The organism is Brevundimonas sp. DC300-4, from assembly GCF_049897365.1.
Classification (GTDB): Bacteria; Pseudomonadota; Alphaproteobacteria; order Caulobacterales; family Caulobacteraceae; genus Brevundimonas.
Genome location: NZ_JAFCWC010000007.1, coordinates 24,674 through 45,366, shown reverse-complemented (window position 1 = coordinate 45,366; position 20,693 = coordinate 24,674). Strand labels below are relative to the sequence as shown.

The window sequence follows — 20,693 nt, the reverse complement described above, 5'->3', positions numbered from 1 at the left end:
CAGGTGAGGGTGGGGGCCGGCACCATGACCAGCCGCCCGATGCTCGTGTGCGTCGCCCAGATCACCGGCCCCTACACCGACAGCCGTGTGACCGGCCTCTGGTCACGGACCGTCGCCAACTGATCAACGCGCTCGGCGACTGCTTCAGTCGCCGGCCAAACCTTGGGCCCGGCGCACGGCGGCGGCTACGGCGGTGCTGGCCGCTGAAGCCAGTCCGTGTCCCTCGGCGAACGCCATAAGGCCCGCTTGGGTGGTGCCGCCGGTTGACGCGATGCGGGCGATCAGGGCTTCGAGCGTCGCCTCGGTAGCCGCGCCTGATCCTGCCGAGCGCAGCGCGCCGCGCGTCAGCCGTTCGGCTGCGTCCGGAGTCAGGCCTTCCGCCACTCCGGCCGCCGCCAGAGCCTGGGCGAGGGCGTAGAAGAAGGCCGGCGCCGAGCCGGCCACGGCTGTTGCGGCGTCGATCAGTACTTCCTCGTCGAGATCGACCGTGTCGGCGACAGGGTCGAACAGGGCGTGGGCCAGGGCGCGCGCGGCGGCATCATCGGACCAGATGGCGGCGACGCCCTGAGCCTGGGCCACGGCGGTCGTGGGCATGACGCGGGCCACGGCCCGGCCCGGCAAGGCGGCGGACAGGTCAGCCGCCCGGACGCCGGCCATGACGGAGATCACGGTCGCGTCGGCCGGCAGGGTCGCCAGAATCGGAGCGACGGCCTGGCGCCAGGCGGCGGGCTTGACGGCGATCACCAGGGCAAGGGTGTCAGGCGGGCAGACCGGCGGGACGGCGCGGGTCAGGACGGTGGGGCAAGGAACCGTCCCGGTCAGCCGCCCTCGGCGATCGCGGAGCCGAGGCGGCCGTGGCCGAGGAGGGTGACCTGCATCAGAGCCCTCGCGGAGGATCAGGCCGTGCCGACGGTCTCGAACAGGCAGCTGTCGATCGCATCCTGGGGCTTCTTGTGGCCGCGGATCATGAAGTCGAAGGCCGGGTAGTAGCGGTCGGCGGCCTCGACGGCGGCATCGATCATCGACGCGGCCTGGGCCAGGGTCGGTCGCTCGCCGTGCGGCAGGGCCAGGGAGTGACGGAAGACGATCTCGCCATCCTCGGACCAGACCTCGAAATGGCCCATCCAGGTGCGCTGGTTGACCATGGAGACGAGCTCGTAGGCGGCGTTGCGGCGTGACTTGGTCGCGCGCAGGTCCAGGGCGCAGCACAGCTGCAGGCAGTCGCCCTCGGGGCGCCATGCGAACCAGAGTTCGTAGTCCTTCCAGTCCCCGGCCAGGGCGAAGGCAAGGTCGCCGTCGTCCGTCCGGTCGAACGGGAGGTTCTCGGCGTTCAGCACATGCTCGACCACGTCAAGCGGATCGTAGGGGACGTCGACCTCTTGGGGTCCGGCAGCATCCATCAGGTGAACTCGATCTCGCGGGAGGGCAGGGACGACAAGGTCTCGGGCGACTCAGGGCCGCCTTCGAAAAGACGGTAGGCGTGTTCGGAGATTCGGCTCAACCGGCTGCGTCCGGGAGACGAGTTCCATCTGTGGAGGTTCCCGTCTGAGGCTTCTTCGCCTTGGTCGGGGCGGCTCTCAGCGTCGCCAGCTCGGCGCGCAGCGCGGCGACCTCAGCCTTCAGAGCGTCGAACTCGTCGCGCCGGACCAGGTCCATCTCGGCGACGACGCGGTCGGACTGGGCGCGGAAGGCCGCCTTGGCTTCCTCGCCGGCGGCCTGGGCCAGGCCCATGGCGCTGGTCGAGAGCTTGGCGAACTCGTCGAGGATGGGGTTGCGCGTCTGCATGGTCGTCTCCGGCCCGCGAGCGGCGGGCGTCGTTAAGGGAAGGTTGCCTGATATGGTGAACGAAACCTTTCCAGACACCCCCTGATTGGGGGCAATCGGGGCCGAAACGTGTCACGCTCGCGCGACCGAGCGACGCTTGCTAAAGGCGGAGCGAACCGTCGCAGGAGCCTTGCTTGACCTTTCCCGAGTTCGATCCGGTCCTGATCCATCTGGGGCCGTTGCCGATCCGCTGGTACGCCCTTGCCTATGTGGCCGGCATCGTGCTGGGCTGGATCTATGCCGCGCGGATCCTCAAGAGCGACCGGGTCTGGGCGCCGGGCAAGCCGCCACTGGCGGGCCCGCAGCTGGACGACCTGATCCTGTGGATCACCCTCGGCATCATCCTGGGCGGCCGGTTCGGTTACGCCCTGTTCTACAAGCCGGTCATGTTCCTGCAGCTGTTCACGGGTTCGAGCCTCGGCGAGCGGCTTGAGCTGTTCCAGCTCTGGACCGGCGGGATGTCGTTCCACGGCGGGATGCTGGGCTGCACGCTTGCGGTGCTGGTCTACGCCTGGAGGACGAAGGCCAATGCGCTGAGCATCGGCGACATGGCCCTGGCGGCCGCGCCGATCGGCCTGCTCTTCGGACGGATGGCGAACTTCGTGAACGGCGAGCTGTGGGGGCGGACGACGGACGTGCCCTGGGCCATCCGCTTCTGCAACGCCCGCATCGAACAGATGTACGGCTTCTGCCCGGCCGGAAACGAACCGCGTCACCCGAGCCAGCTGTACGAGGCGGGGCTTGAGGGGGTTCTGCTCTTCATCGTGCTCGGCCTGGCGGTCTGGAAATGGAAGCTGCTGGCCAAGCCCGGCTATGTCACCGGCCTGTTCCTCGTCGGCTACGGCGCGTCGCGGGCGCTGCTGGAGAATGTGCGCCAGCCCGACGCCGGGATGGAGGATTTCCCGCTCGGCCTGACCATGGGGATGATGCTGTCGATCCCGATGATCCTGGTCGGGGCGTGGTTGATCCACCGCGCGTGGAAGCGTCCTCCGGTCGCCGCCGCAGGCTGAGATGTCGCTGAAGGATCGACTGGCGCGGGAGATCGCCCTGACCGGGCCAATGACGGTAGCCGACTATGTCACCCGCTGCCTGCACGATCCCAGGGACGGCTACTACGCGACCCGGCCCGCGCTGGGCGAAGGCGGGGACTTCATCACTGCGCCCCTGGTCAGCCAGATGTTCGGCGAACTGATCGGCCTGTGGGCGGTCGAGACCTGGCATCGGCTGGGCGCGCCGGAGCGGTTCCGGCTGGTCGAGGTCGGGCCCGGCGACGGCGCCCTGATGGACGATGCGCTGCGGGCAGCACGCGTCGCGCCGGGGTTCCTTGAGGCCTGCGACCTGATCCTCATCGAGCCCTCGGGGCCCTTGCGGGAGATTCAGGCGCGCAGGCTGGCCCAGGCTGACGTCTCGCCCCGCTGGGTCGGGTCGCTGGGCCAGATCGACACCGATGCGCCGGTCATCCTGATCGCGAACGAGGTACTGGACTGTCTGCCAGCGCGTCAGTTCGTGCGGACCGACGGCGGCTGGGCCGAGCGGCGGGTCGGGGTGACCGACGACGGCGGACTGATCTTCGGACTGGTGGGGATCACCGGCGGGTTCGAACGGCCGCAGTTCGACGTCGAGCCGGGCCAGGTGGTCGAGGTCTCGGACCAGCAGGCCGCGTTCGGGCGGGATCTGGGCGCCCTGCTGCACGAGACGTCGGGGGCGGCCCTGCTGATCGACTACGGCCGCGACCGGCCGGGCGTGGGCGATACGCTGCAGGGCTTGCGGCGGCATGCGAAGGTCGATGTGCTGGCGACGCCGGGCGAGGCGGACCTGACCCAGTGGGCCGACTTCCCGGCGGTGCAGGAGGCGGCGATCCGGACCGGCGCCGACGTCACGGGCTGCGTCGGCCAGGGCGAGTTCCTGAGGCGGCTTGGGATCGAAGCGCGGGCCGAGCGGTTGTCCTCGGGAAGGCCCGAGGCGGCACCCGTCATCGCCCGCCAGCTGGCGCGGCTGACGGCGGCGGACCAGATGGGCGGCCTGTTCAAGGCGGCGGCGATCTTCTCGCCCCGCAGCCTGACCGTTCCGGGGTTCGAGGCATGACCGAGACGACGCCGATCACCCATCCGCTGCTGGATAAGGCGGGCCTTCGCCACGGCTTCTTCACGCGGCGGGGCGGGGTTTCGACCGGGCTCTACGAGGGGCTGAACACCGGCCTGGGGTCGGCGGACGACCCGGCGGCGGTCGAAGAGAACCGGCGGCGGGTGGCGGCGGCGCTGGGCGGCCAGCCCGACGATCTGGCGGCCTGCTACCAGATCCATTCCAGCCTGACGCGCGTCGCGACCGGGCCCTGGGCCGGGGAGCGGCCGGAGGGGGATGCCGTGGTCTCGGCGACAGTCGGGGTGATCCCGGCGGTGCTGACGGCGGACTGCGCGCCGGTGCTGCTGGCCGACGCCGAGGCGCGGGTGGTGGGCGCGGTCCATGCGGGCTGGAAGGGGGCCCTGGGCGGGGTCGTGCACTCCGCCCTGACAGCGATGGAAGCGCTGGGCGCGCGACCGGACCGGATTGTCGCCGTGATCGGCCCCTGCATCGGTCAGGCCTCGTATGAGGTCGGGGCCGACTTCGAGGCGCGGTTCGATCACCATGATCCGGGCGCCGCGCGGTTCTTCGTCGAGGGCGCGACGGCGGACAAGCGGATGTTCGACCTGCCCGGATTCGTCCTGTGGCGGCTGGAACAGGCGGGGGTCGGCGAGGCGGCCTGGACCGGGCACGACACCTGCGTCGACGCGGCGGCCTTCTATTCGAACCGGCGGGCATTCCAGAGAGGAGAGCCGGACTTCGGGCGGCTGATGTCGGCGATCCGACTGGTCTGAGGGTCCGCTGGGCCGACGGATTGGACTCTAAAAAACAGAGTCCAAGAGTGCAATTCGAAGAAAATCAGGCACTTATTGTCAACTCCGAATTGCACTGCGTGACACGGTGCATTCCGGGCCCGACGCGTTGACGGGCCTGGCCACAACATGGGGCTCGCTGGCCGTCACGCAAAGGGTAGATAGGAATAAATCCTCCCCGCAACTTTCGCCATCCTCGGGCGGCTCTTCACCGAGAGCGGCAGTCGCTCGTCGTAGCGATTTGGCGGCCGAGATCGGCGCAGCGACACGATCCACGATGACAGGTGACGGTGCGTCGGTCGTTGCCGCGCTTTGCTGACCAGCCACCACCCGCATCGCCACCGGTCGGCCATCGTCGGAGCGCCGAGGATGGAAGAACAACCCGAACATTTCCGTCTCCCGACCACTGGCAAACGCTGAGATGGTGAGAGGAGTTCTATCGTCAAGGTTGAAAGGAGGACGGTTCACTTCCCAGCCCAGGGGACCTCCAGGGCGTCCGCCGCTGGGCGGGTGACGCGAGGCCCGCTGTCGGGCGGGAGGCCGACGACCGATCCGACCCATTGCGGAGGCTCACAGACAGGTCCCCAGCGCGTAATGTCGCCAAGCCGACTCACCCTGTCGCCTGATCCAAATCCGAGCTTATTTGACTGACGCTCGGTGTAACCTTGCGGTGGGATCGCCCGACCGACATTCAGCCCCTTCCATGTCGGTCGGGAGGGTTCTCTCCACCTCAGGCGGCTGACCGATGTGGCGCGGTGTGTTCGATGTCCTGCCGATAGCGGGTGATGGTAGAATAACACTCACAGGAAGCTCGTTCGAGGCCGGGCCGGTCCAGGATATATATCGCCCCCCGTCCAACCCTGATCAGGCCAGCTTTCCTCAGCACGCTGATCGCCGCGTTCAGCGTCGTCCGTTGAGCCCCCAGCATCGCGGCGAGAAACTCCTGGGTCAGATAAAAACTTTCGTAGCCCGTTCGATCCTGGCACTCGAGCAGCCACCACGCCAAACGGGCCTGCACCTTATGATGCGACCGACACGCCGCCGTCTGCCGGATCTCGGCCAGGTTCAGTTCCGTATGACGGGCCACCGCGCGTTGGAGCACCACGCTCCCCCTTAGCAGACTGAGGTATTCGCTTGTTGGCATGCGGACAGCGTTCAAGTCGATCTGCACCACGGCGCGATAAAGCATACGACCACTGCCTGCCGCCTCCACCATGCCAAGCGCGCCTTCCCGGCCGACGATGCCGGTCTCGGCTTCGTCACCGTTGCGCATGACGGAAATGAGCGAGATCAAGCCCGCAATCGGGAAGTAGACCCAATCCACCTCGTCAAGCGGAAGGTAGAGGTCCGTCCCAGAGGAGACCCGGATTGGCTCCAGGGAACGGCCTAGCCGGTCCTGAACATGGGCCGGAAGCGTCAGCAGAAAGGCGTTGTTGAGCATCCCCTTCACGAGGAAACGATGTCGCGCGCTCGGATTGTCGCGATATGCTGGTCTTCCGAGAAGATATGTGCCGCATAAGCCCGCCGGTGCTGGCGCAACAGTCCCGCCGCTTCCGTCCGGGCGCCATCGACGGACTCCGCGTCCATCGGCTGCATATGCTGCACCCCGCTTAGCGAGCTTTCGACGAAACAGAAATAGATCACGACAGACTCCCCAAGCCATTTTGGCGGGAGCGTGCGGCGTGCGGTGCCGGCCTCTCTCAACCGCTGAACCCGGAAAGTCATCAGCGACAGATTGTTGTATGTCAGAAACCGACGCAGGGCGAGTCTGACTGAGACCTCGCCGCCCAACAACACTTGTGTCCGGTAGCGCTCATAGTCCTCGTGCAGTGAACAACATCTCGCGTCGGATCAGCATCGCGGAGCCTGCCAACTTTGACCGAGTTTCCGTGTCATCACCGAGCCTGCCGATATGCCTCTCCTGCGGCTGTAGAAGGTCAGGTTGAGGCGATCGACCTGCCCGAGGCGAAGTTGAAAATGACCTCAGACGCGGCCGGCATTTTCAGCAATCCGGCTTCTCGACGCGCCCACAAGAGCGCGAGACTCATAACCAGATCGGGTCCGGGTTCGCCCGATCCGCGGCATGCGTCATGGCTCGAAAGCGTCCATCGCCCACCCGGCGACCCGCTTTGTCGGTAACGATCTGTCCCCTCATTTCAGGGCGACGCGCAGCGAAGACCGGGGCCACGGCGGCGCAGAAGGCGATCCTTGAGGCAGGATGCCGGAAACGGCGAACCTCGCGACAGGTTCACGCGCGCGCCTCCCCCGGTCCACGCTCCGCATGGCCGGAGGATGACGAAAGGATTGAAGACGGGGGAGAGGGCGTCAGCCCTCGGCTTCGCCCTCGACGACGCTGTTCTGGAAATAGGGTTCGACCGTGCCCTGGAGTTTGACGGTCAGAGCATTGCCCTTGCGGTCGACAGCCTTGCCGACGGCAAGGCGGACCCAGCCTTCGGAGACGCAGTATTCGTCGACGTTGGTCTTTTCCTCGCCCTTGAACTTGATGCCCACGCCGCGCTGAAGCACGTCGGCGTCATAGTATTTGTTGTTCGGGTTGACCGAGAGACGGTCGGGGGGCGTGTCGGACATGGCGGGGCCTTCGGAAGTGACAGGCGCGGTGCATAGCCGCCCGCGCCCGATCCGACAACGCTGGACTACCCCAGGCCGCTGAACCCGCGTCCCACGCTCCAGCCGCCGTCGGCGGGCAGGACGACGCCCGAGACATAGCGGGCGTATTCGGAGGCCAGGAACAGACAGACGTCGGCGACGTCGTCGACCGTGCCCAGCCGGTTGAGCGGCACGGCGCGGGCGGCAGCGGCCTTGGCCTCCGGTGTGGGGGCAAGACGGTCCATGCCTTCAGTCCCGTCGATGGGTCCCGGGGAGACGGAGTTCACCCGCACCCCCTCCCCGCCCCATTCGATGGCCAGGGTCTTGGTGATCATGTCGACGCCGGCCTTGGCGGCGCAGACGTGAACCTGAAGCGCCATGGGAATCCAGGCCTGGGGCGCGGTGATGTTGATGATGCTGGCGCCCGGTTTGGTCAGGTGTTCGTGGGCGGCGCGGAGCACGTGGAAGGTGCCCAGGGTGTCGATATCGGTGACGGTCCGGAAGCCGTTGGAACTGAGGGCGGCGGCCGGGACCGGGAAGTTGCCCGCCGCGCCGGAGACCAGGACGTCGATCGTGCCGCGCTTGTCGCGGAAGTCGGCGATCGCGGCCTTCACCGCGTCGAAGTCGCGGACGTCGAGGCTGTAGCCCAGCGCCGGCGTGTCAAGAGACAGGCTCTCGACGGCCGCATCGACCTTGTCCTGGCTGCGGCTGGCGACGCCGAGTTTTGCGCCGGCCCTGGCGAAAGCCTTTGCGATACCGAGATTGATGCCGGAGGTCCCGCCGAAGACCATCACGGTCTTGCCGGTGAAATCAAACGCCATGGATGTCTCCCCCTGTTGTTGTTCCGGCACCGTGCACCCCGGCGAAGGCCGTGGTCCAGATGGAAAGCGCGGGCAGCTGGTCAGGGGACGCGGTGCGACATCCCGGAGGTCAGCCTCCGTGATCTGGACCCCGGCCTTCGCCGGGGTGCACGGAGCCGGGAATCACTGAACCGACTGGCGCGGCGCGGCCGGGTTGGCGGCGCCCGACGCGGCCGGCGTCGGGGCGTAGGGCTGGGGCCCTGCCGGCGCGGGAGGCGTGGCGGCCGGGGTCGTCGCGCGCGGCGTCTGACGCGCCGGGGTGCGCGGGGGCGTACGGGCCGGGGCGCGGTTGACGGCCGGCTGGGCGGCCGGAGGCGTCATGGCGGCCGGAGCGGCGGTCTGGGTCGGGGTCGGGGCCGGAGCGTTCGGCGCCGGGGGCGTCGCAGCGGCCTGGGTCGGAGCGACCGGAGCGGAGGCGGAGGCGGCGGCGGCGCGGGCGGCCAGTTGCTGGGCCTGGAAGCGACGCGCCAGTTTCTCGGTCAGTTCGCGGGCGGCGGGGGCCGGCATCTGGGCCAGGATCGCCGAGAGGCCGCGCGGCCGCATGGCCGCGGCGATCGGGAGGCGCACGCTGTCGTCGAGGGCCGTGAAAATGGGCGCCGCCTCGCGCGGGCGCATGGCGGAATAGACGGCGACCAGACGGGCGGTCTCGGCAGCCTCGCGCTCGTCGACCTGACCCAGCAGGGCCTGGACCTCGGCCTTGATGGCGTTGAGGGCGGTGATCTTGGCGTCCAGCTTCTGTTCGGCTGCGACCATCAGCGGCAGGGTGGTGGCGAAGTCGGCGTCGCGGGCGTCCAGTTCGGTGCGCCGGGCGCTGAGCGACTGAATGATGCGCAGTTCGGCCGGGGAGATGCCGGCCTGCTGGGCCAGTTGCTCCGGCGTCAGGGCGCAGACAGCCGGCGGGGGCGTGCGCGCGGCGGCGGGCGAGGCGACGGTTTCGCTAGCGGCGGCAGTGGCTTCTGCGGCCCAGGCGCTGGCGCCCTGGAACAGGTCAGGCCCGGCGCCGACGGCGCGCACGGCCACGACCCCGCCGATGGCGACGGCGATCAGGGGCAGGAGGCGGGGCAGCTTGGCCATTGCGTCATCAGTCCAGTTTCGCCCTCAAGTCGCCGGGTACTGCGGGCGAGGCATGGGGCGCAAAAAAGCGTTAGGCGGCGAACATGTCGTCGTCGGGGGCGAGGTTTACGCGCGCACGGTTGAGGGTTTGCTTCGCGGCGTGGTTAGCGGTCAGAGCGTGCAGGATGGCCTGGACGTTGCCCGCGCCGGCGGCGGCGGGGACCGGCGTGGCCATGCCGTGGATACGTTCGGCCAGGGCGGCCATGCGGAAGGCGCGGTCCTCGGGGTCGGCGGCGGCTGGGGGCGTGGGTTCGGCGTTGACGTTCTCCCTCCCCCTGCGGGGGAGGGTAGTCGCGGAGCGACCGGGTGGGGGCGACTCAGCAACGCGCGGGCGATCGGTGTCTGGTTCGCCTTGCCGCCCCCACCCGGTCTCCGCTTCGCTCCGACCACCCTCCCCCGAGGGGGAGGGAGAAGAGCGCCCCGCCCGCGTGATCAGTTGCTCCAGCTCGGTTTTCAGCGTGCGGGCCTTGATGATGCGGTCGTGCAGGAGGTCGGCTTCCTCGCCCGAGGCGCGGAGCGATCCCAGGGCGTTCTCGGCGCGGGCGCAGGCGGCGTTCAGTTCGGTCACGGCGCCGGCGAAGGCGATCTGGCCGGCGCGGAGCTGGCTCAACTTCTTCTCCAGGCGAACGCCGTAGCCGAGGGCGGCCACCAGCAGCAGCATCAGGATGGCGTCCAGGATCATGCCGGTCATGTTAGCGCCTTCCCTTGGTCAGGCTGTTGGCGGTCTCGACGCTGATCGGCGCCTCGACCCGCACTGCGATGTACTGGCCCTTGCGGCCCATCTTGCCCGTGGTGACCGGGATGGTGCCGCAGCGGATCGAGACGTCGGAATCCGGCGTCGCATTCAGCATGAAGGTGTCGCCGACCTTGAGCCCCAGGGCCTGGGACAGGGGCACCTGCTGCTCGTCGAGGACGGCGCGGACCTCGGTGTCCGTGGTCCAGAGCTCGGTAGCCAGGTGGCCTTCCCAGATGTTGTCGCGGCCGAACTTTTCACCCATGAACTGCTGCAGCAGCATCTTGCGGATGGGCTCCAGCGTCGCATAGGGCAGCAGCAGTTCGACCCGGCCGCCGCGGTCCTCCATGTCGATGCGCAGCTTGACCAGGATGGCGGCGTTGGCCGGGCGGGCAATGGCGGCGAAGCGGGGGTTGGTCTCCAGACGATCCAGATTGAAGTGGACGGGCGTCAGAGGCTCGAACGCGGCCTGGGCATCGGCGAGGATGACCTCGACCATCCGCTGGACCAGGACCCGCTCGATCGTTGTGTAAGGACGGCCCTCGATGCGCAGTGCCGCCGTGCCGCGACGACCGCCCAGCAACACGTCGACGATCGAATAGATCAGGTTGGAATCGACCGTCAGCAGGCCGTAATTGTCCAGCTCCTCGGCCCGGAACACCGCCAGGATCGCTGGCAGGGGGATGGAGTTCAGATAGTCGCCGAAGCGGATCGAAGAGATGTTGTCGAGCGAGACCTCGACGTTGTCCGAGGTAAAGTTGCGCAGGCTGGTCGTCATCAGCCGCACCAGGCGGTCGAAGACGATCTCGAGCATCGGCAGACGCTCGTAGGAGACGAGTGCGGAGTTGATGATGGCGCGAATGCCGGTCCGTTCGGAACCATCGTCGTCGCCGAGGTCGAAACCGAGGAGGTTGTCGATCTCGTCCTGGTTCAGGACGCGTTCGGAGGCAGCCGCGCCGGCCCGGTCCTCGCCGAAGGAGTCGGCGGCGGCGAAGGGATCCAGTTCGCTCTCGGTCACGCCGGCGTCGCTCATCGCGTCCGCCGGATTTCGTCAGGCGACCGCCCCGTGCCGGAGCATGAGCTGGTCAGAACACCGCTGACGCGTTTCGGGCTCATACTTACTGAACCAGCATTTCTTCGATGAGCACGGCGTCGACCGTTGCCGGGGCGGCGACCAGGTTCACGCGACGAAGGATTTCGGCGCGCAGCTGGAACTGGCCAGCCGAACCGGCCAGATCCTCGGGCCGCAGTTCTCGCAGGAACCCCTGGAACATGTCCTGCATGCGCGGCATCTCGCTCTGAAGCCGATAGGCCAGATCGATTTCCTTCATCTCGAGCGTCAGGCCCAGCTTCATCACCGTGGGACGGCCGTCCGGGGACTGGATGTTCACCACCATGTCCGGCAGGGTCAGGAAGGTCACGCCGTCAGGCCCCTCGCTGATCTTGCCGAGCGACGGGTCGGCCTCCCCCTCGGGCGCAGCGCCGTGGCCGCCGCCCTTCTTTTCCTCGCCGTGACCGCCGGCCTTCTCCTCGCCGTGACCGCCCTTGGCCGCCTCTTCGCCTGCAGCGGCGGCCGGCTTGGGCTGGAGCATGAAGAAGGCCCCTGCCCCGCCCCCGCCCAGGACCAGGACCAGCAAGGCCACGGGCGCGATGATGAACAGCAGCGGCAGCTTCTTCTTCTTGGGCGGTTCGTCGCCATCGACTTCGGCGCCGTGGGCGACGGCCAGGTCGGTTGCCCCATCCTTGGGCGCCTTGTCCTTCTTCTTGCCGAGTTTGATCATGCGGAGCCTGCCCCGGGAATTCCCAGAGACCAGGATGGCCCCGGTTTGGTTAACGCGAGGTGTAAATCCGGCAAGATTTGCCGGGCGTCGACGGCCTGAAACCGGGTGAAACGCCCGCAGGACGGGCATTAACCGTGTTGGCACGGTCGTTGCGTGGGAGGGAGCGAAGGAGCTTCGGAGCCTACGTGGAAAACGCCGCCTACATCGGACTGTCACGGCAGATGACGCTGCGTCGCGAACTCGACATCGCGGCCAACAACATCGCCAATGCGGACACCACCGGCTTCAAGGCCGAGCAGTTGCTGCTGGGCACCGAGGTCGGCAACCGCGCACGCAACGACTCGGTACGGCCAGGCGTCAGCTTCGTGCTGGACAAGGGCGTGGGCCGCGACTTCTCGCAGGGCTCGCTGGAGCAGACGGGTCGTGACCTGGACTTCGCCATCGACGGCGAGGGCGCGTTCTTCAAGATCCAGGACGGCGCCAACGAGGCCTATACCCGCGACGGCGCCTTCACCATCAGCCCCGAGGGCGAACTGGTCACCAAGGCCGGTCTGCCCGTGCTGGGCGAGGGCGGCCCGATCGTCATCGACCCGGCGCGGGGCCCGATCACCGTCGCCGACGACGGCAACATCAGCCAGAACGGCATCGCCATCGGCCAGCTGGGTCTGGCCCGGTTCGACAACCTGGCAGTCCTGTCCAAGGAAGGCGACGGCCTGTACCGCAACGCCTCCAACGCCGTCCCCATCGATGCCACCGGAGCGCAGGTGCGCCAGGGCATGCTGGAGGGGTCCAACGTCAATCCCCTCGTTGAAATCACCCAGTTGATCGAGATCAGCCGCGCCTACGAACGCGCGTCGAAAATGATCGAGAACGTCTCCGATCTGTCCCGTCGCGCCGTCGAGCGGCTGGGCAAGTCGAGCTAAGGAACACCTGAATGCGCGCTCTCAGAACCGCTGCCTCCGGCATGGCCGCCCAGCAGCTGAACGTGGAGGTCATCTCCAACAACATCGCGAACATGAACACCGTCGGCTACAAGCGCCAGCGAGCCGAGTTCCAGGATCTGATCTATCAGAACGTCGAACGGATGGGTGCGCAGTCGTCCAGCCAGGGCACGGTCGTCCCGACTGGCGTCCAGGTCGGCCTGGGCGTCAAGGCGGGCAGCGTCTATCGCATCACCGACCAGGGCACGCCGCAACAGACGGGCAGCGACTACGACGTCGCCATCGACGGCCAGGGCTATTTCCAGATCACCCTGCCCTCCGGCGAGATCGGCTTCACCCGCGCCGGCAACTTTTCCCTGAGCGGCGAGGGCCAGCTGGTCACCGAGGACGGCTATTCGGTCGAACCTGCGATCTCGATCCCGCAGGACGCGGTCGACGTCATCATCTCCAAGACCGGCCAGGTGCAGGTCATCACGGCAGGTTCGCCCGAGCCGGCGACCGTGGGTCAGCTGGAGCTGGCGACCTTCTTCAACGAGGCAGGCCTGGAAGCCATCGGGGACAACCTGCTGCTCGAGACCGCCGCGTCCGGCCCGGCCACGACCGGCACGCCCGGCGAGACCGGCTTCGGCCAGTTACTGCAGGGCTATACCGAGGCGTCGAACGTGGACGCCGTGACCGAGATCAGCTCGCTGATCATCGCCCAGCGCGCCTATGAGATGAACTCCAAGGTCATCTCCACGGCCGACGAGATGATGAGCGTCGCGTCCCAGGTCAAAGGCTGATGATCCGGCTTCTGACGCCAATCCTGACGATGGGGGTGGCCGCTCTGGCGCTGGTCGCCGCCCCCGCCCTCGCCCTCGCCGACCCGGTGATGCTGCGGGCCAATCCGGTCGACGACGACGGGCGGGTGACCTTGGGCGATATCTTCGACGGAGCCGGATCGGCCTCGGGCGTCGTGGTGGCCAATCGCGCCGGGCCGTCGGTCGTGTTCGAGGCCGGCCAGCTTCAGACCATGGCCTCGCGCGCAGGCCTTCAGTGGGCCAACCCGCAGGGTCTGCGCCGCGTGGTGGTCCGCAATGCCGCGCTCGCGCCGGGCACCGCCGCTCCGACCACCGCCGGCGTCGCTGCCGCCCCCGCCGCAACCCGGGGCGCCACGACCGAGGTCCTGACCTATGCCCGCAACCTGGCGGCCGGGGACGTGGTGCAGCCGGAGGACATCATCTGGTCCACCGTACAGGCGCATCTGGCGCAGGGCGGTTCGCCCTCCGACGCCGAACAGGTCATCGGCCTGAGCGCCCGCCGGGCCCTGCGCGCAGGAGCCGTGGTCGGCGCCCGGGATCTGGTCTCGCCGCGCGTCATCGCCCGCAACGATTTGGTCGAGGTGGCCTTCATCGCCGGAGGGGTGAGGCTGACCGTCATCGGACGCGCGACGCGCGACGCCGCTGTCGGCGAGCCCGTGCCGGTCCTGAACACCACGTCCGGCCGCACCATCGACGCCGTCGCCTCCGGACCCGGTCAAGCCATGGCCGGCGCCGGGGCCCGCGCCGCCGCCGCCTCCAACCAGTTCGCCCGCCACGGAATGTAAGTCATGCGTAAGCCCGTCCTCGCCGCCGCCCTCGCCGCCCTGTCTTTGGGCGCCTGCTCCACCGTCGTCGAGACGGTGCAGGGCCCGCAGCTGGCGCCGATCGGCTATCCGGCCCAGCTGGTCCCGGTCAGCCAGGCCTATATCGCCGCGCCCGAGCCGCGCTCGGCCAGCGCCAACTCCCTGTGGCGGACGGGCGCGCGCGCCTTCTTCGGCGACCAGCGGGCGCGGAACATCGGCGACATCCTGACCGTCAACATCGACATCAACGATCAGGCCCAGACCTCGAACACGACGAACCGCAGCCGGACCAACGACATCACCGGCGGGGTGACCAACTTCTTCGGGCTGGAGAACAGCCTGGGCCGCGCCTTCCCTGGCGGCTTCGACCCGCAGGCCCTCGTCGGCGTTCAGGGCCAGTCCAACGCCAACGGCACCGGCTCGGTCAACCGTTCGGAGCGGGTCAGCCTGACCGTCGCCGCCGTGGTCACCGACATCCTGTCCAACGGCAACCTTGTCATCCAGGGTCGGCAAGAAGTGCGCACCAACCGCGAGGTGCGTGAACTGACCGTCGCCGGCATCGTGCGGCCCGAGGACATCTCCTCGGCCAATACCATCGCCCACACGCAGATCGCCGAGGCGCGCATCAGCTATGGCGGGCGCGGCGACATCAGCCGGGTCCAGGCCACCCCGGCCGCCCAGAGCCTGGTGGAGCGGTTCAGTCCATTCTAGGGCGCTAACGCGCGCGACGCGGTCGCGCCCTGCTTGAGCGCGGCCCAACTCTCTCCCTGCACCCCGGCGAAGGCGGGGTGCACGGAGAGAGTGGGTTAACACCGTGTCCTGAACATCACGGGTCAGTCAGGACCGAAGCTTTGCCGTGAACCGTTAACGGAAACCCGCGTTTGGCCTTCAGACGCAAGGTTTCCAGTGATGTTCAAGGTTCTCGTTCCCGCCGTCGCCGCTCTCGGTCTGGTCGCCTTCGCGGCCCAGTCCAGCGATGTCGCGCCCGACCTCGCGACTGCAGGCCTCATGGCCGCGCCGGTCATGGGCTGGAGCGTGCATCACGAGGGCGCCCTGGCGAAACTGGCCTATGGCGTGGCCAACTCCGATCAGCTGGCGCTCATGGTCACCTGCATGCCGGGCGACCGCATCGCCGCCGTCTATGGCGACGTCCAGGTCGAGGGCGCGCGCATGACGCAGGCCAGCATCGAGATCGATCCCCTGTCGGGCGGCTCTGCCGATGAAACCACTATTGCGGTCAATGATCCGGCCCTGGCCGGGCTGGCCCGCGACGGCCGAATGACGGTTGTCGGCGACGCTGGCAGCTTCCAGCTGGCCGCGAGCACCGAGGAACGTCACCTCGTGCGCGATTTTCTGTCCTATTGTTCTCCGGGACGGGCATAGATACCCAGTCCGGGCGGGGGGCCTGAACCATGACACTGCTGACGATGATCGCTGCGATTGCAGCGCTCCAAGGTGCTGCGCTCCAGGGTGGCTGGACCTGGACCCTCTATGAGGACGGGCCGCTGGTGCTGGCCAACGAGATCCCCGACACGCCCCAGCTGAAGGCCATTCTGGAATGCCAGCCGGGCGCCGGCGTGGCGCGGCTGGACCTGTTCGGCGCGACGGCGGCGGGCATTGCCACCATCGTCTCGGGAACGGCCACCGCGACGGGCGAGAGCGAAGCCTTCTCCGACCATCAGTCGGTGGCCCTGCGCACCGATCATCCGGTCTTCGGCCAGTTCCTGGTCACCGGCGCGCTCGACGTCGCCGTGGGCGGGGCCCACCAGGCCGTGGCGGTGCCGACGGCCCACCTTGCCAAACTGCGCCGCTTCACCGAGCTTTGCAGCGGGTGAACCGGGGAGGTCGCATGCGGATTCTATGGCTGCCGGTCCTGGCGATGGCCGCACTGGAGACGGCCTGCGCCAGCGTGGAGGCACCTGAGCCCGTGGTCGTGGCCGCCGCGTCGCCGGCGCCCGCACCGGTGGCCGGCTACGACTGGCACTATACGCCGGACGGGGACATCGCCCGGCTGGCTTACGGCGTCGAGGCAAGCGACGACCTGCGTCTCGGCCTCGACTGCACGGCGGGGTCCGGCAAGGTCGATCTGACTGCGCTCGGCCAGACCGGCGATCGCGAGATCTCTCTGGAATCCGGCGGAGAGACCGAGCGGTTCGCCGCCGAGGGCGAGCCGTCGCAACTGCATGACGGCGACATCCTGACCGCCACGGCCGCGACCCGCGACCCCGTGCTGCAGCGCTTCCGCCGCGTCGGCTGGATCGCGCAATGGGTAGACGGGAAGCGGGAGGTCTATGCGCCACATTCGGGGTCGGAGGCGGGGGTGGAGCGGTTCTTCGCGCTGTGCGGCTGACCTGGGGGCAGGGCCGTGGCGGTGCTGTCAGTCCAACGCCAAATTTTCTCCAAGTGACGCATTATGGGCAGATGACGCGATGCCTATGTGGCGCGCATCTCCCACTCGGCCAGGGCGGCTGAGCGGTGGGCTTTGTATGTCTCTCTGCTGATGAGGTGGCGATCCTGATTGAAGTGGTTGTGGAAGGCGGCGTGGACTGAGCTGAACTTCTGCAGGGTCTTCATCTGGCGGAACCGCAGCCTGGCCCGCTCTCGTCGTCGGAACGGCAGGTGTGAGTTCTCGACTCGGTTGTTCGCCAAACGGCCGACCTCCTGGCTGGCGGTGTTGCCCAGCTCCTTCATCGCGGCCTTGTAGGATCGCAGCCCGTCGGTCGTGATGGCCTTGGCGCGACCGTGCCGCTTCATGATTTTCTTCATGAAAGTCAGAGCCGCGGCCTTGTCCCTGGTCTTGCTAGCAAAGGATTCCAGCACCTCGCCCTCCTGGTCCACGGCGCGCCAGAGGTAATGCATCTCGCCGTTGATCTTCACGTAGACCTCGTCGAGATGCCACCTCCAATGGGTGAAGGCCCCCATGTGCTGAACCCACTTTCGCCGGATCTCGGCGGCGAACATCGGGCCAAACCGGTTCCACCACAGGCGCACCGTCTCATGGCAGATGTCGATGCCGCGCTCGGCCAGCAGGTCCTCCACATTCCGAAGCGACAGCGGGTACTTTACGTACATCATCACCACCGTCCGGATCACCTCCGGCGAGCTGTCGAAGTAGCGGAACGGGTTGGTGCTCTTGGCCATCCCAAACAGCTAGCCGCCCTCCCCTTACCGCCGGCCTAAGTTTGGGCTGACAGAGCCTCGTTCGTCCACCCGTGGCGGCGTAGGACGCCCTCATATGTCTCAATGTTTTCAGTCAAAATCTGAATGGCCTCCTCGCGCGTCATACCCTCCGCAAGGAGCCCGCCACCTTTGACGTCGGACAATGTTTTGACTGCCTCGTCGCGGTATCGGCGAGTGTCGGACAGGATGTCGATCAACAGTTCCATGACGGTATGATGGGCCCTTAGCCGGTCCTGCGCCACGGCCAACGGAGCCGCCGATTTCAAACTGAGACACCAACCACTTTCAGACCAGAGTGCTTCATCGCGATATAGGGCGCGGGGACGTTCGCGGAGCAGCAACCGAGGAGGAAAGCGACCCCCACCACGGCCATCCAAATCCAAGGGGTCGATCGCGGCTCTCCAACCAGATCCTCTGAACTCATCACGTTTTCCCTACTGAGGTCTCGGAGGCGTCTAACCCGCTGTGATTGGATCGGGGCTTGCCGCGTCGGCCGTGCGGCGTAGGCGCAGTAGGTCGCGAGCCACCGAGCGACTCTGCAACTGTTGAAGTTCAGCGTAGCCGAACCCTTCCGCCTTCAGCAGTACGAGGAGATCTTTGCTGCTCCGACACTTGCCCGATCCGGCAATCGCGTAGGCGCGCTCAAGAAGTCTGTCGTTTGACATTCCAGGAACCTCGCACGCCACGAGTAAGTTGTGGAGTCGGAGCCGGCTGACGCGAGGGGTGGCCCGGCAACTGCGCCCCTCCAGGCTTCCTCACGGCTGCAACCTTGGCCCTCGGTTCACGCCGGGGGCTTTTTGCGTTTCAGCCGTCCTGCTGCGCCCTGATCCGCGTCGACCTCGCCACGTCGTGCCGATTGGTCGAGATCATGGGCGTGGTGTGTTGATCGGCGTTGAAGGCGGGACCTCACCCGATATGAAATAACATATTGAAGGAGCTTAATATTTCGGGACGAGACGGGGTCCCGACAGACGCCTGTCAGCATGCGCGCCAACGTATTGTTATATGGCGAATTCAACCACCTAGGCTGCCACTCGATGGGGTCCGATTTCGACGCCGATCCACAATCACGGTCAGGATGCGGAAGCGGCGGCCATCGGTGAGCTGGTCGGACACGAAGTCCAGCGACCAGCGCTGGTTCGCGACCAGAGGGATCTCCAGCGGACGCCGCGTGCCCATTGCCCGTTTACGCCCGCCGCGCCGGCGCACCGCCAGCTTCTCCTCACGGTAGATCCGCTGGACCCGCTTCTTGTTGACCGCATGCCCCTCGCGCCGGAGCATCACGTGCAGGCGTCGATAGCCGAACCGCCGACGCTCCTGAGCCAGGGCCTTCAACCGATCGCGCAAGGCGCCGTCGTCCGGTCGTGTCGCCTGGTAGCGCACGCTCGTCCGATCCACGCCCAGCACCCGGCACGCCCGCCGCTCGCTCATCTCGTAGACCGACTGCAAGTGCGCCGCCGCCTCTCGATGCGCAGCGGGCGTCACCACTTTTTTCCCAGCAGATCCTTCAGCGCGACGTTGTCCAGCATCGAGTCCCCCAGCATCCGCTTCAGCTTGGCGTTCTCGTCTTCCAGCGCCTTCAGCCGCCGGGCCTCTGACACGTCCATGCCGCCGAACTTGGCCTTCCACGTGTAGAAGGTCGGCGAGCTCAGACCGTGCTTCCTGCACAGATCCGCGACCGGAACACCGGCCTCCTGCTCGCGCAGGATCCCGATGATCTGCTCTTCCGTGAACCGTGATCGCTTCATTCCGTCCGTCCTTTCGAGGGGCGGACTCTAGCTATTCCTGGAGGAGTTTCAGGGGGTCATGTGTGGACGACCTCCAAGACGCAAGAGTAAAAACGACGTTGGCGCTCGGTCGAGTGCAGTCATGTGTTCGGCCTGTTGATGCAGCTGTGTGAGCTGCTGGCCTTGATGAAGTCCGCGGACCCGCTCCCTAATCACGTCAACGCGCTCGAAGCACTTTGACCCCCTGGGTTTCACCGGTCCCCGGCTGCGGCCGATTCGTCATCACGTCTCATCACTCTTTCGTCTACGGCGCCAATCCTGTGTAGGGACCGGGCCGATCTCTCTATGCCGTCATCGGCCTGTAGTCCTCCTATCGCGCCATCAGGGTCCAGGCGATGCGAGCGGTTTTGTTGGCCAGGGCGACGGCGGCGACCTTTGGCTTCTTGCGTTCGAGCAGATTGCCGACCCAGCCCTCCCGACCGCGCTGGCGTACCATCCGCAAGACAGCGGTGGCGCCGACGACCAGAAGCCGGCGAAGATAGCCGTCGCCCATCTTGCTGATGCCACCTTGGCGCTCCTTGCCGCCGCTGCTGTTTGCTCGAGGTGTGAGACCCAGCCAAGCTGCGAACTGTCTCCCCGAACGGAAGAGCTTCGGATCCGGCGCACTGGCGGCCAGGGCGCTGGCTGTGATCGGCCCGATCCCGGGGATGGTCGCCAATCGCCGGCTCGTCTCGTCCTGTCTGTGCCACTCTAGAATCTGACGCTCCAGTCGGCCTATCTCCGCGCCAAGCTGCTCGAGCTGATCTGCAAGCCCTCCAAGAGCAGAGCGCGCCAGATCCGGCAGACCCTGATCATCGTCGCGCAAAGCCTTGAGGGCCACCTGCACTCCGGCATGCCCTTGAGGCGCGACGATACCGTACTCGCCGAGGTGGCCTCGCAGTGCGTTGATCAGCATCGTCCTCTGGCGGACGAGCAGGTCACGGGTCTTGTGCAGCATAAGAACCGCCTGCTGGGCCTTCGACTTCACAGCCCCAAACCGCATGGTCGGCCGGGTAACAGCCTCGGCGATGGCTTCGGCGTCGGCGGCGTCAGTCTTGCCTCGCTTCACATAGGCCTTCACGTACGCTGGCGTTATGAGCCGTGCATCATGGCCGAGCGCCATCAGTTCGCGAGCCCAATGGTGGGCGGAGGCGCAGGCTTCGATTCCGACAAGGCAGGGACCGATCGATTGAAAGAAGGCCAGCACCTGGCCCCGTCGGAGCTGCCGCCGAACGACGACAGCACCGTCAGCGGCTACTCCGTGTACCTGGAAAACGTTCTTCGCCAGATCGAGCCCGACGACAGCGATGGTCTGCATGATACCGCTCCTAGACGTGACGTCCCTGATGACGACTGCTCCAGAAAAGCTGGTTAGGCGGAGGTCGTCCACACCATCACGTCAGGCATCGAGT

Annotated in this window: 23 protein-coding genes and 1 pseudogene; 10 read left to right on the top strand and 14 right to left on the bottom strand. The window is 67.2% G+C overall.

Annotated features, from left to right (window positions below; translation table 11 throughout):
- Positions 1 to 144: 144 nt before the first annotated feature.
- From ACP7AZ_RS12170 to ACP7AZ_RS12160, 3 genes are all read right to left on the bottom strand, one after another.
- Positions 145 to 744: a pyrroline-5-carboxylate reductase family protein gene (locus ACP7AZ_RS12170; RefSeq protein ID WP_426038914.1), complete on the bottom strand. Its 600-nt coding sequence runs from the start codon at positions 742 to 744 to the stop codon at positions 145 to 147.
- Positions 745 to 896: 152 nt separating this feature from the next.
- Positions 897 to 1,400 (bottom strand): YbjN domain-containing protein, encoded by a 504-nt coding sequence (locus ACP7AZ_RS12165; protein ID WP_425991404.1) that lies wholly within the window; start codon positions 1,398 to 1,400, stop codon positions 897 to 899.
- A 97-nt stretch (positions 1,401 to 1,497) separates the two neighbouring features.
- Complete coding sequence (locus ACP7AZ_RS12160; RefSeq protein ID WP_426038913.1) at positions 1,498 to 1,785, bottom strand: accessory factor UbiK family protein; 288 nt, start codon at positions 1,783 to 1,785, stop codon at positions 1,498 to 1,500.
- Between the two features lie 173 nt (positions 1,786 to 1,958).
- Between ACP7AZ_RS12160 and lgt the strand changes: the two genes are divergently transcribed.
- Genes lgt through pgeF form a run of 3 tightly spaced genes read left to right on the top strand, consistent with a single transcriptional unit; the run spans position 1,959 to position 4,679 of the window.
- Positions 1,959 to 2,834 (top strand): prolipoprotein diacylglyceryl transferase, encoded by an 876-nt coding sequence (gene lgt, locus ACP7AZ_RS12155; RefSeq protein WP_426038912.1) that lies wholly within the window; start codon positions 1,959 to 1,961, stop codon positions 2,832 to 2,834.
- A 1-nt stretch (position 2,835) separates the two neighbouring features.
- Complete coding sequence (locus ACP7AZ_RS12150; protein WP_426038911.1) at positions 2,836 to 3,909, top strand: class I SAM-dependent methyltransferase; 1,074 nt, start codon at positions 2,836 to 2,838, stop codon at positions 3,907 to 3,909.
- Entirely contained in the window at positions 3,906 to 4,679 is a 774-nt protein-coding gene (gene pgeF, locus ACP7AZ_RS12145; protein WP_426038910.1) for a peptidoglycan editing factor PgeF, read from the top strand. The genes ACP7AZ_RS12150 and pgeF overlap by 4 nt, the downstream gene beginning before the upstream one ends.
- Positions 4,680 to 5,427: 748 nt before the next feature.
- On the opposite strand, the gene ACP7AZ_RS12140 is transcribed toward pgeF, so the two are convergent.
- The 8 genes from ACP7AZ_RS12140 to ACP7AZ_RS12105 all read right to left on the bottom strand — a co-directional run bounded on the left by ACP7AZ_RS12140 (position 5,428) and on the right by ACP7AZ_RS12105 (position 11,791).
- Positions 5,428 to 6,138 (bottom strand): Crp/Fnr family transcriptional regulator, encoded by a 711-nt coding sequence (locus ACP7AZ_RS12140; RefSeq protein WP_426038909.1) that lies wholly within the window; start codon positions 6,136 to 6,138, stop codon positions 5,428 to 5,430.
- 5 nt (positions 6,139 to 6,143) lie between these two features.
- A complete protein-coding gene (locus tag ACP7AZ_RS12135; protein WP_426038908.1) occupies positions 6,144 to 6,488 on the bottom strand; it encodes a hypothetical protein in 345 nt (114 codons plus the stop codon).
- A gap of 534 nt (positions 6,489 to 7,022) precedes the next feature.
- On the bottom strand, positions 7,023 to 7,286 hold the full coding sequence (locus ACP7AZ_RS12130; RefSeq protein ID WP_426038907.1) for a DUF3297 family protein: 264 nt from the start codon (positions 7,284 to 7,286) through the stop codon (positions 7,023 to 7,025).
- Positions 7,287 to 7,351: 65 nt separating this feature from the next.
- Entirely contained in the window at positions 7,352 to 8,125 is a 774-nt protein-coding gene (locus ACP7AZ_RS12125) for an SDR family oxidoreductase (protein WP_426038906.1), read from the bottom strand.
- 162 nt (positions 8,126 to 8,287) lie between these two features.
- Entirely contained in the window at positions 8,288 to 9,238 is a 951-nt protein-coding gene (locus ACP7AZ_RS12120; RefSeq protein WP_426038905.1) for a MotE family protein, read from the bottom strand.
- A 70-nt stretch (positions 9,239 to 9,308) separates the two neighbouring features.
- Positions 9,309 to 9,968, bottom strand: a complete 660-nt coding sequence (locus ACP7AZ_RS12115; protein ID WP_426038904.1) for a DUF6468 domain-containing protein — start codon at positions 9,966 to 9,968, stop codon at positions 9,309 to 9,311.
- A gap of 1 nt (position 9,969) precedes the next feature.
- Positions 9,970 to 11,043, bottom strand: coding sequence for a flagellar motor switch protein FliM (gene fliM / locus ACP7AZ_RS12110; protein WP_426038903.1), 1,074 nt, complete (start codon positions 11,041 to 11,043; stop codon positions 9,970 to 9,972).
- A gap of 85 nt (positions 11,044 to 11,128) precedes the next feature.
- Positions 11,129 to 11,791, bottom strand: a complete 663-nt coding sequence (locus tag ACP7AZ_RS12105; protein WP_426038902.1) for a flagellar basal body-associated FliL family protein — start codon at positions 11,789 to 11,791, stop codon at positions 11,129 to 11,131.
- Between the two features lie 185 nt (positions 11,792 to 11,976).
- On the opposite strand from ACP7AZ_RS12105, the gene flgF reads away from it, so the two are divergent.
- The 7 genes from flgF to ACP7AZ_RS12070 all read left to right on the top strand — a co-directional run bounded on the left by flgF (position 11,977) and on the right by ACP7AZ_RS12070 (position 16,685).
- Positions 11,977 to 12,714, top strand: coding sequence for a flagellar basal-body rod protein FlgF (flgF, locus tag ACP7AZ_RS12100; protein WP_426038901.1), 738 nt, complete (start codon positions 11,977 to 11,979; stop codon positions 12,712 to 12,714).
- Positions 12,715 to 12,725: 11 nt separating this feature from the next.
- Positions 12,726 to 13,514, top strand: a complete 789-nt coding sequence (flgG, locus tag ACP7AZ_RS12095) for a flagellar basal-body rod protein FlgG (protein WP_303693909.1) — start codon at positions 12,726 to 12,728, stop codon at positions 13,512 to 13,514.
- Positions 13,514 to 14,317 (top strand): flagellar basal body P-ring formation chaperone FlgA, encoded by an 804-nt coding sequence (gene flgA, locus ACP7AZ_RS12090; protein ID WP_426038900.1) that lies wholly within the window; start codon positions 13,514 to 13,516, stop codon positions 14,315 to 14,317. Before flgG ends, flgA begins: the two co-directional genes overlap by 1 nt.
- A gap of 3 nt (positions 14,318 to 14,320) precedes the next feature.
- Positions 14,321 to 15,046: a flagellar basal body L-ring protein FlgH gene (flgH, locus tag ACP7AZ_RS12085; RefSeq protein WP_426038899.1), complete on the top strand. Its 726-nt coding sequence runs from the start codon at positions 14,321 to 14,323 to the stop codon at positions 15,044 to 15,046.
- A gap of 198 nt (positions 15,047 to 15,244) precedes the next feature.
- A complete protein-coding gene (locus tag ACP7AZ_RS12080) occupies positions 15,245 to 15,718 on the top strand; it encodes a hypothetical protein (protein ID WP_426038898.1) in 474 nt (157 codons plus the stop codon).
- A 29-nt stretch (positions 15,719 to 15,747) separates the two neighbouring features.
- Positions 15,748 to 16,170: a hypothetical protein gene (locus ACP7AZ_RS12075; protein WP_426038897.1), complete on the top strand. Its 423-nt coding sequence runs from the start codon at positions 15,748 to 15,750 to the stop codon at positions 16,168 to 16,170.
- A gap of 14 nt (positions 16,171 to 16,184) precedes the next feature.
- Positions 16,185 to 16,685, top strand: a complete 501-nt coding sequence (locus ACP7AZ_RS12070) for a hypothetical protein (protein WP_426038896.1) — start codon at positions 16,185 to 16,187, stop codon at positions 16,683 to 16,685.
- A gap of 83 nt (positions 16,686 to 16,768) precedes the next feature.
- On the opposite strand, the gene ACP7AZ_RS12065 is transcribed toward ACP7AZ_RS12070, so the two are convergent.
- The 3 genes and pseudogenes from ACP7AZ_RS12065 to ACP7AZ_RS12055 form a co-directional block, all read right to left on the bottom strand.
- Positions 16,769 to 17,476 (bottom strand): IS6 family transposase, encoded by a 708-nt coding sequence (locus ACP7AZ_RS12065; RefSeq protein WP_426038895.1) that lies wholly within the window; start codon positions 17,474 to 17,476, stop codon positions 16,769 to 16,771.
- A 1,089-nt stretch (positions 17,477 to 18,565) separates the two neighbouring features.
- Positions 18,566 to 19,263: pseudogene (locus tag ACP7AZ_RS12060) on the bottom strand (transposase); the annotation flags it as partial.
- Positions 19,264 to 19,612: 349 nt separating this feature from the next.
- A complete protein-coding gene (locus tag ACP7AZ_RS12055) occupies positions 19,613 to 20,599 on the bottom strand; it encodes an IS110 family transposase (RefSeq protein WP_426038894.1) in 987 nt (328 codons plus the stop codon).
- Positions 20,600 to 20,693 lie beyond the last annotated feature (94 nt).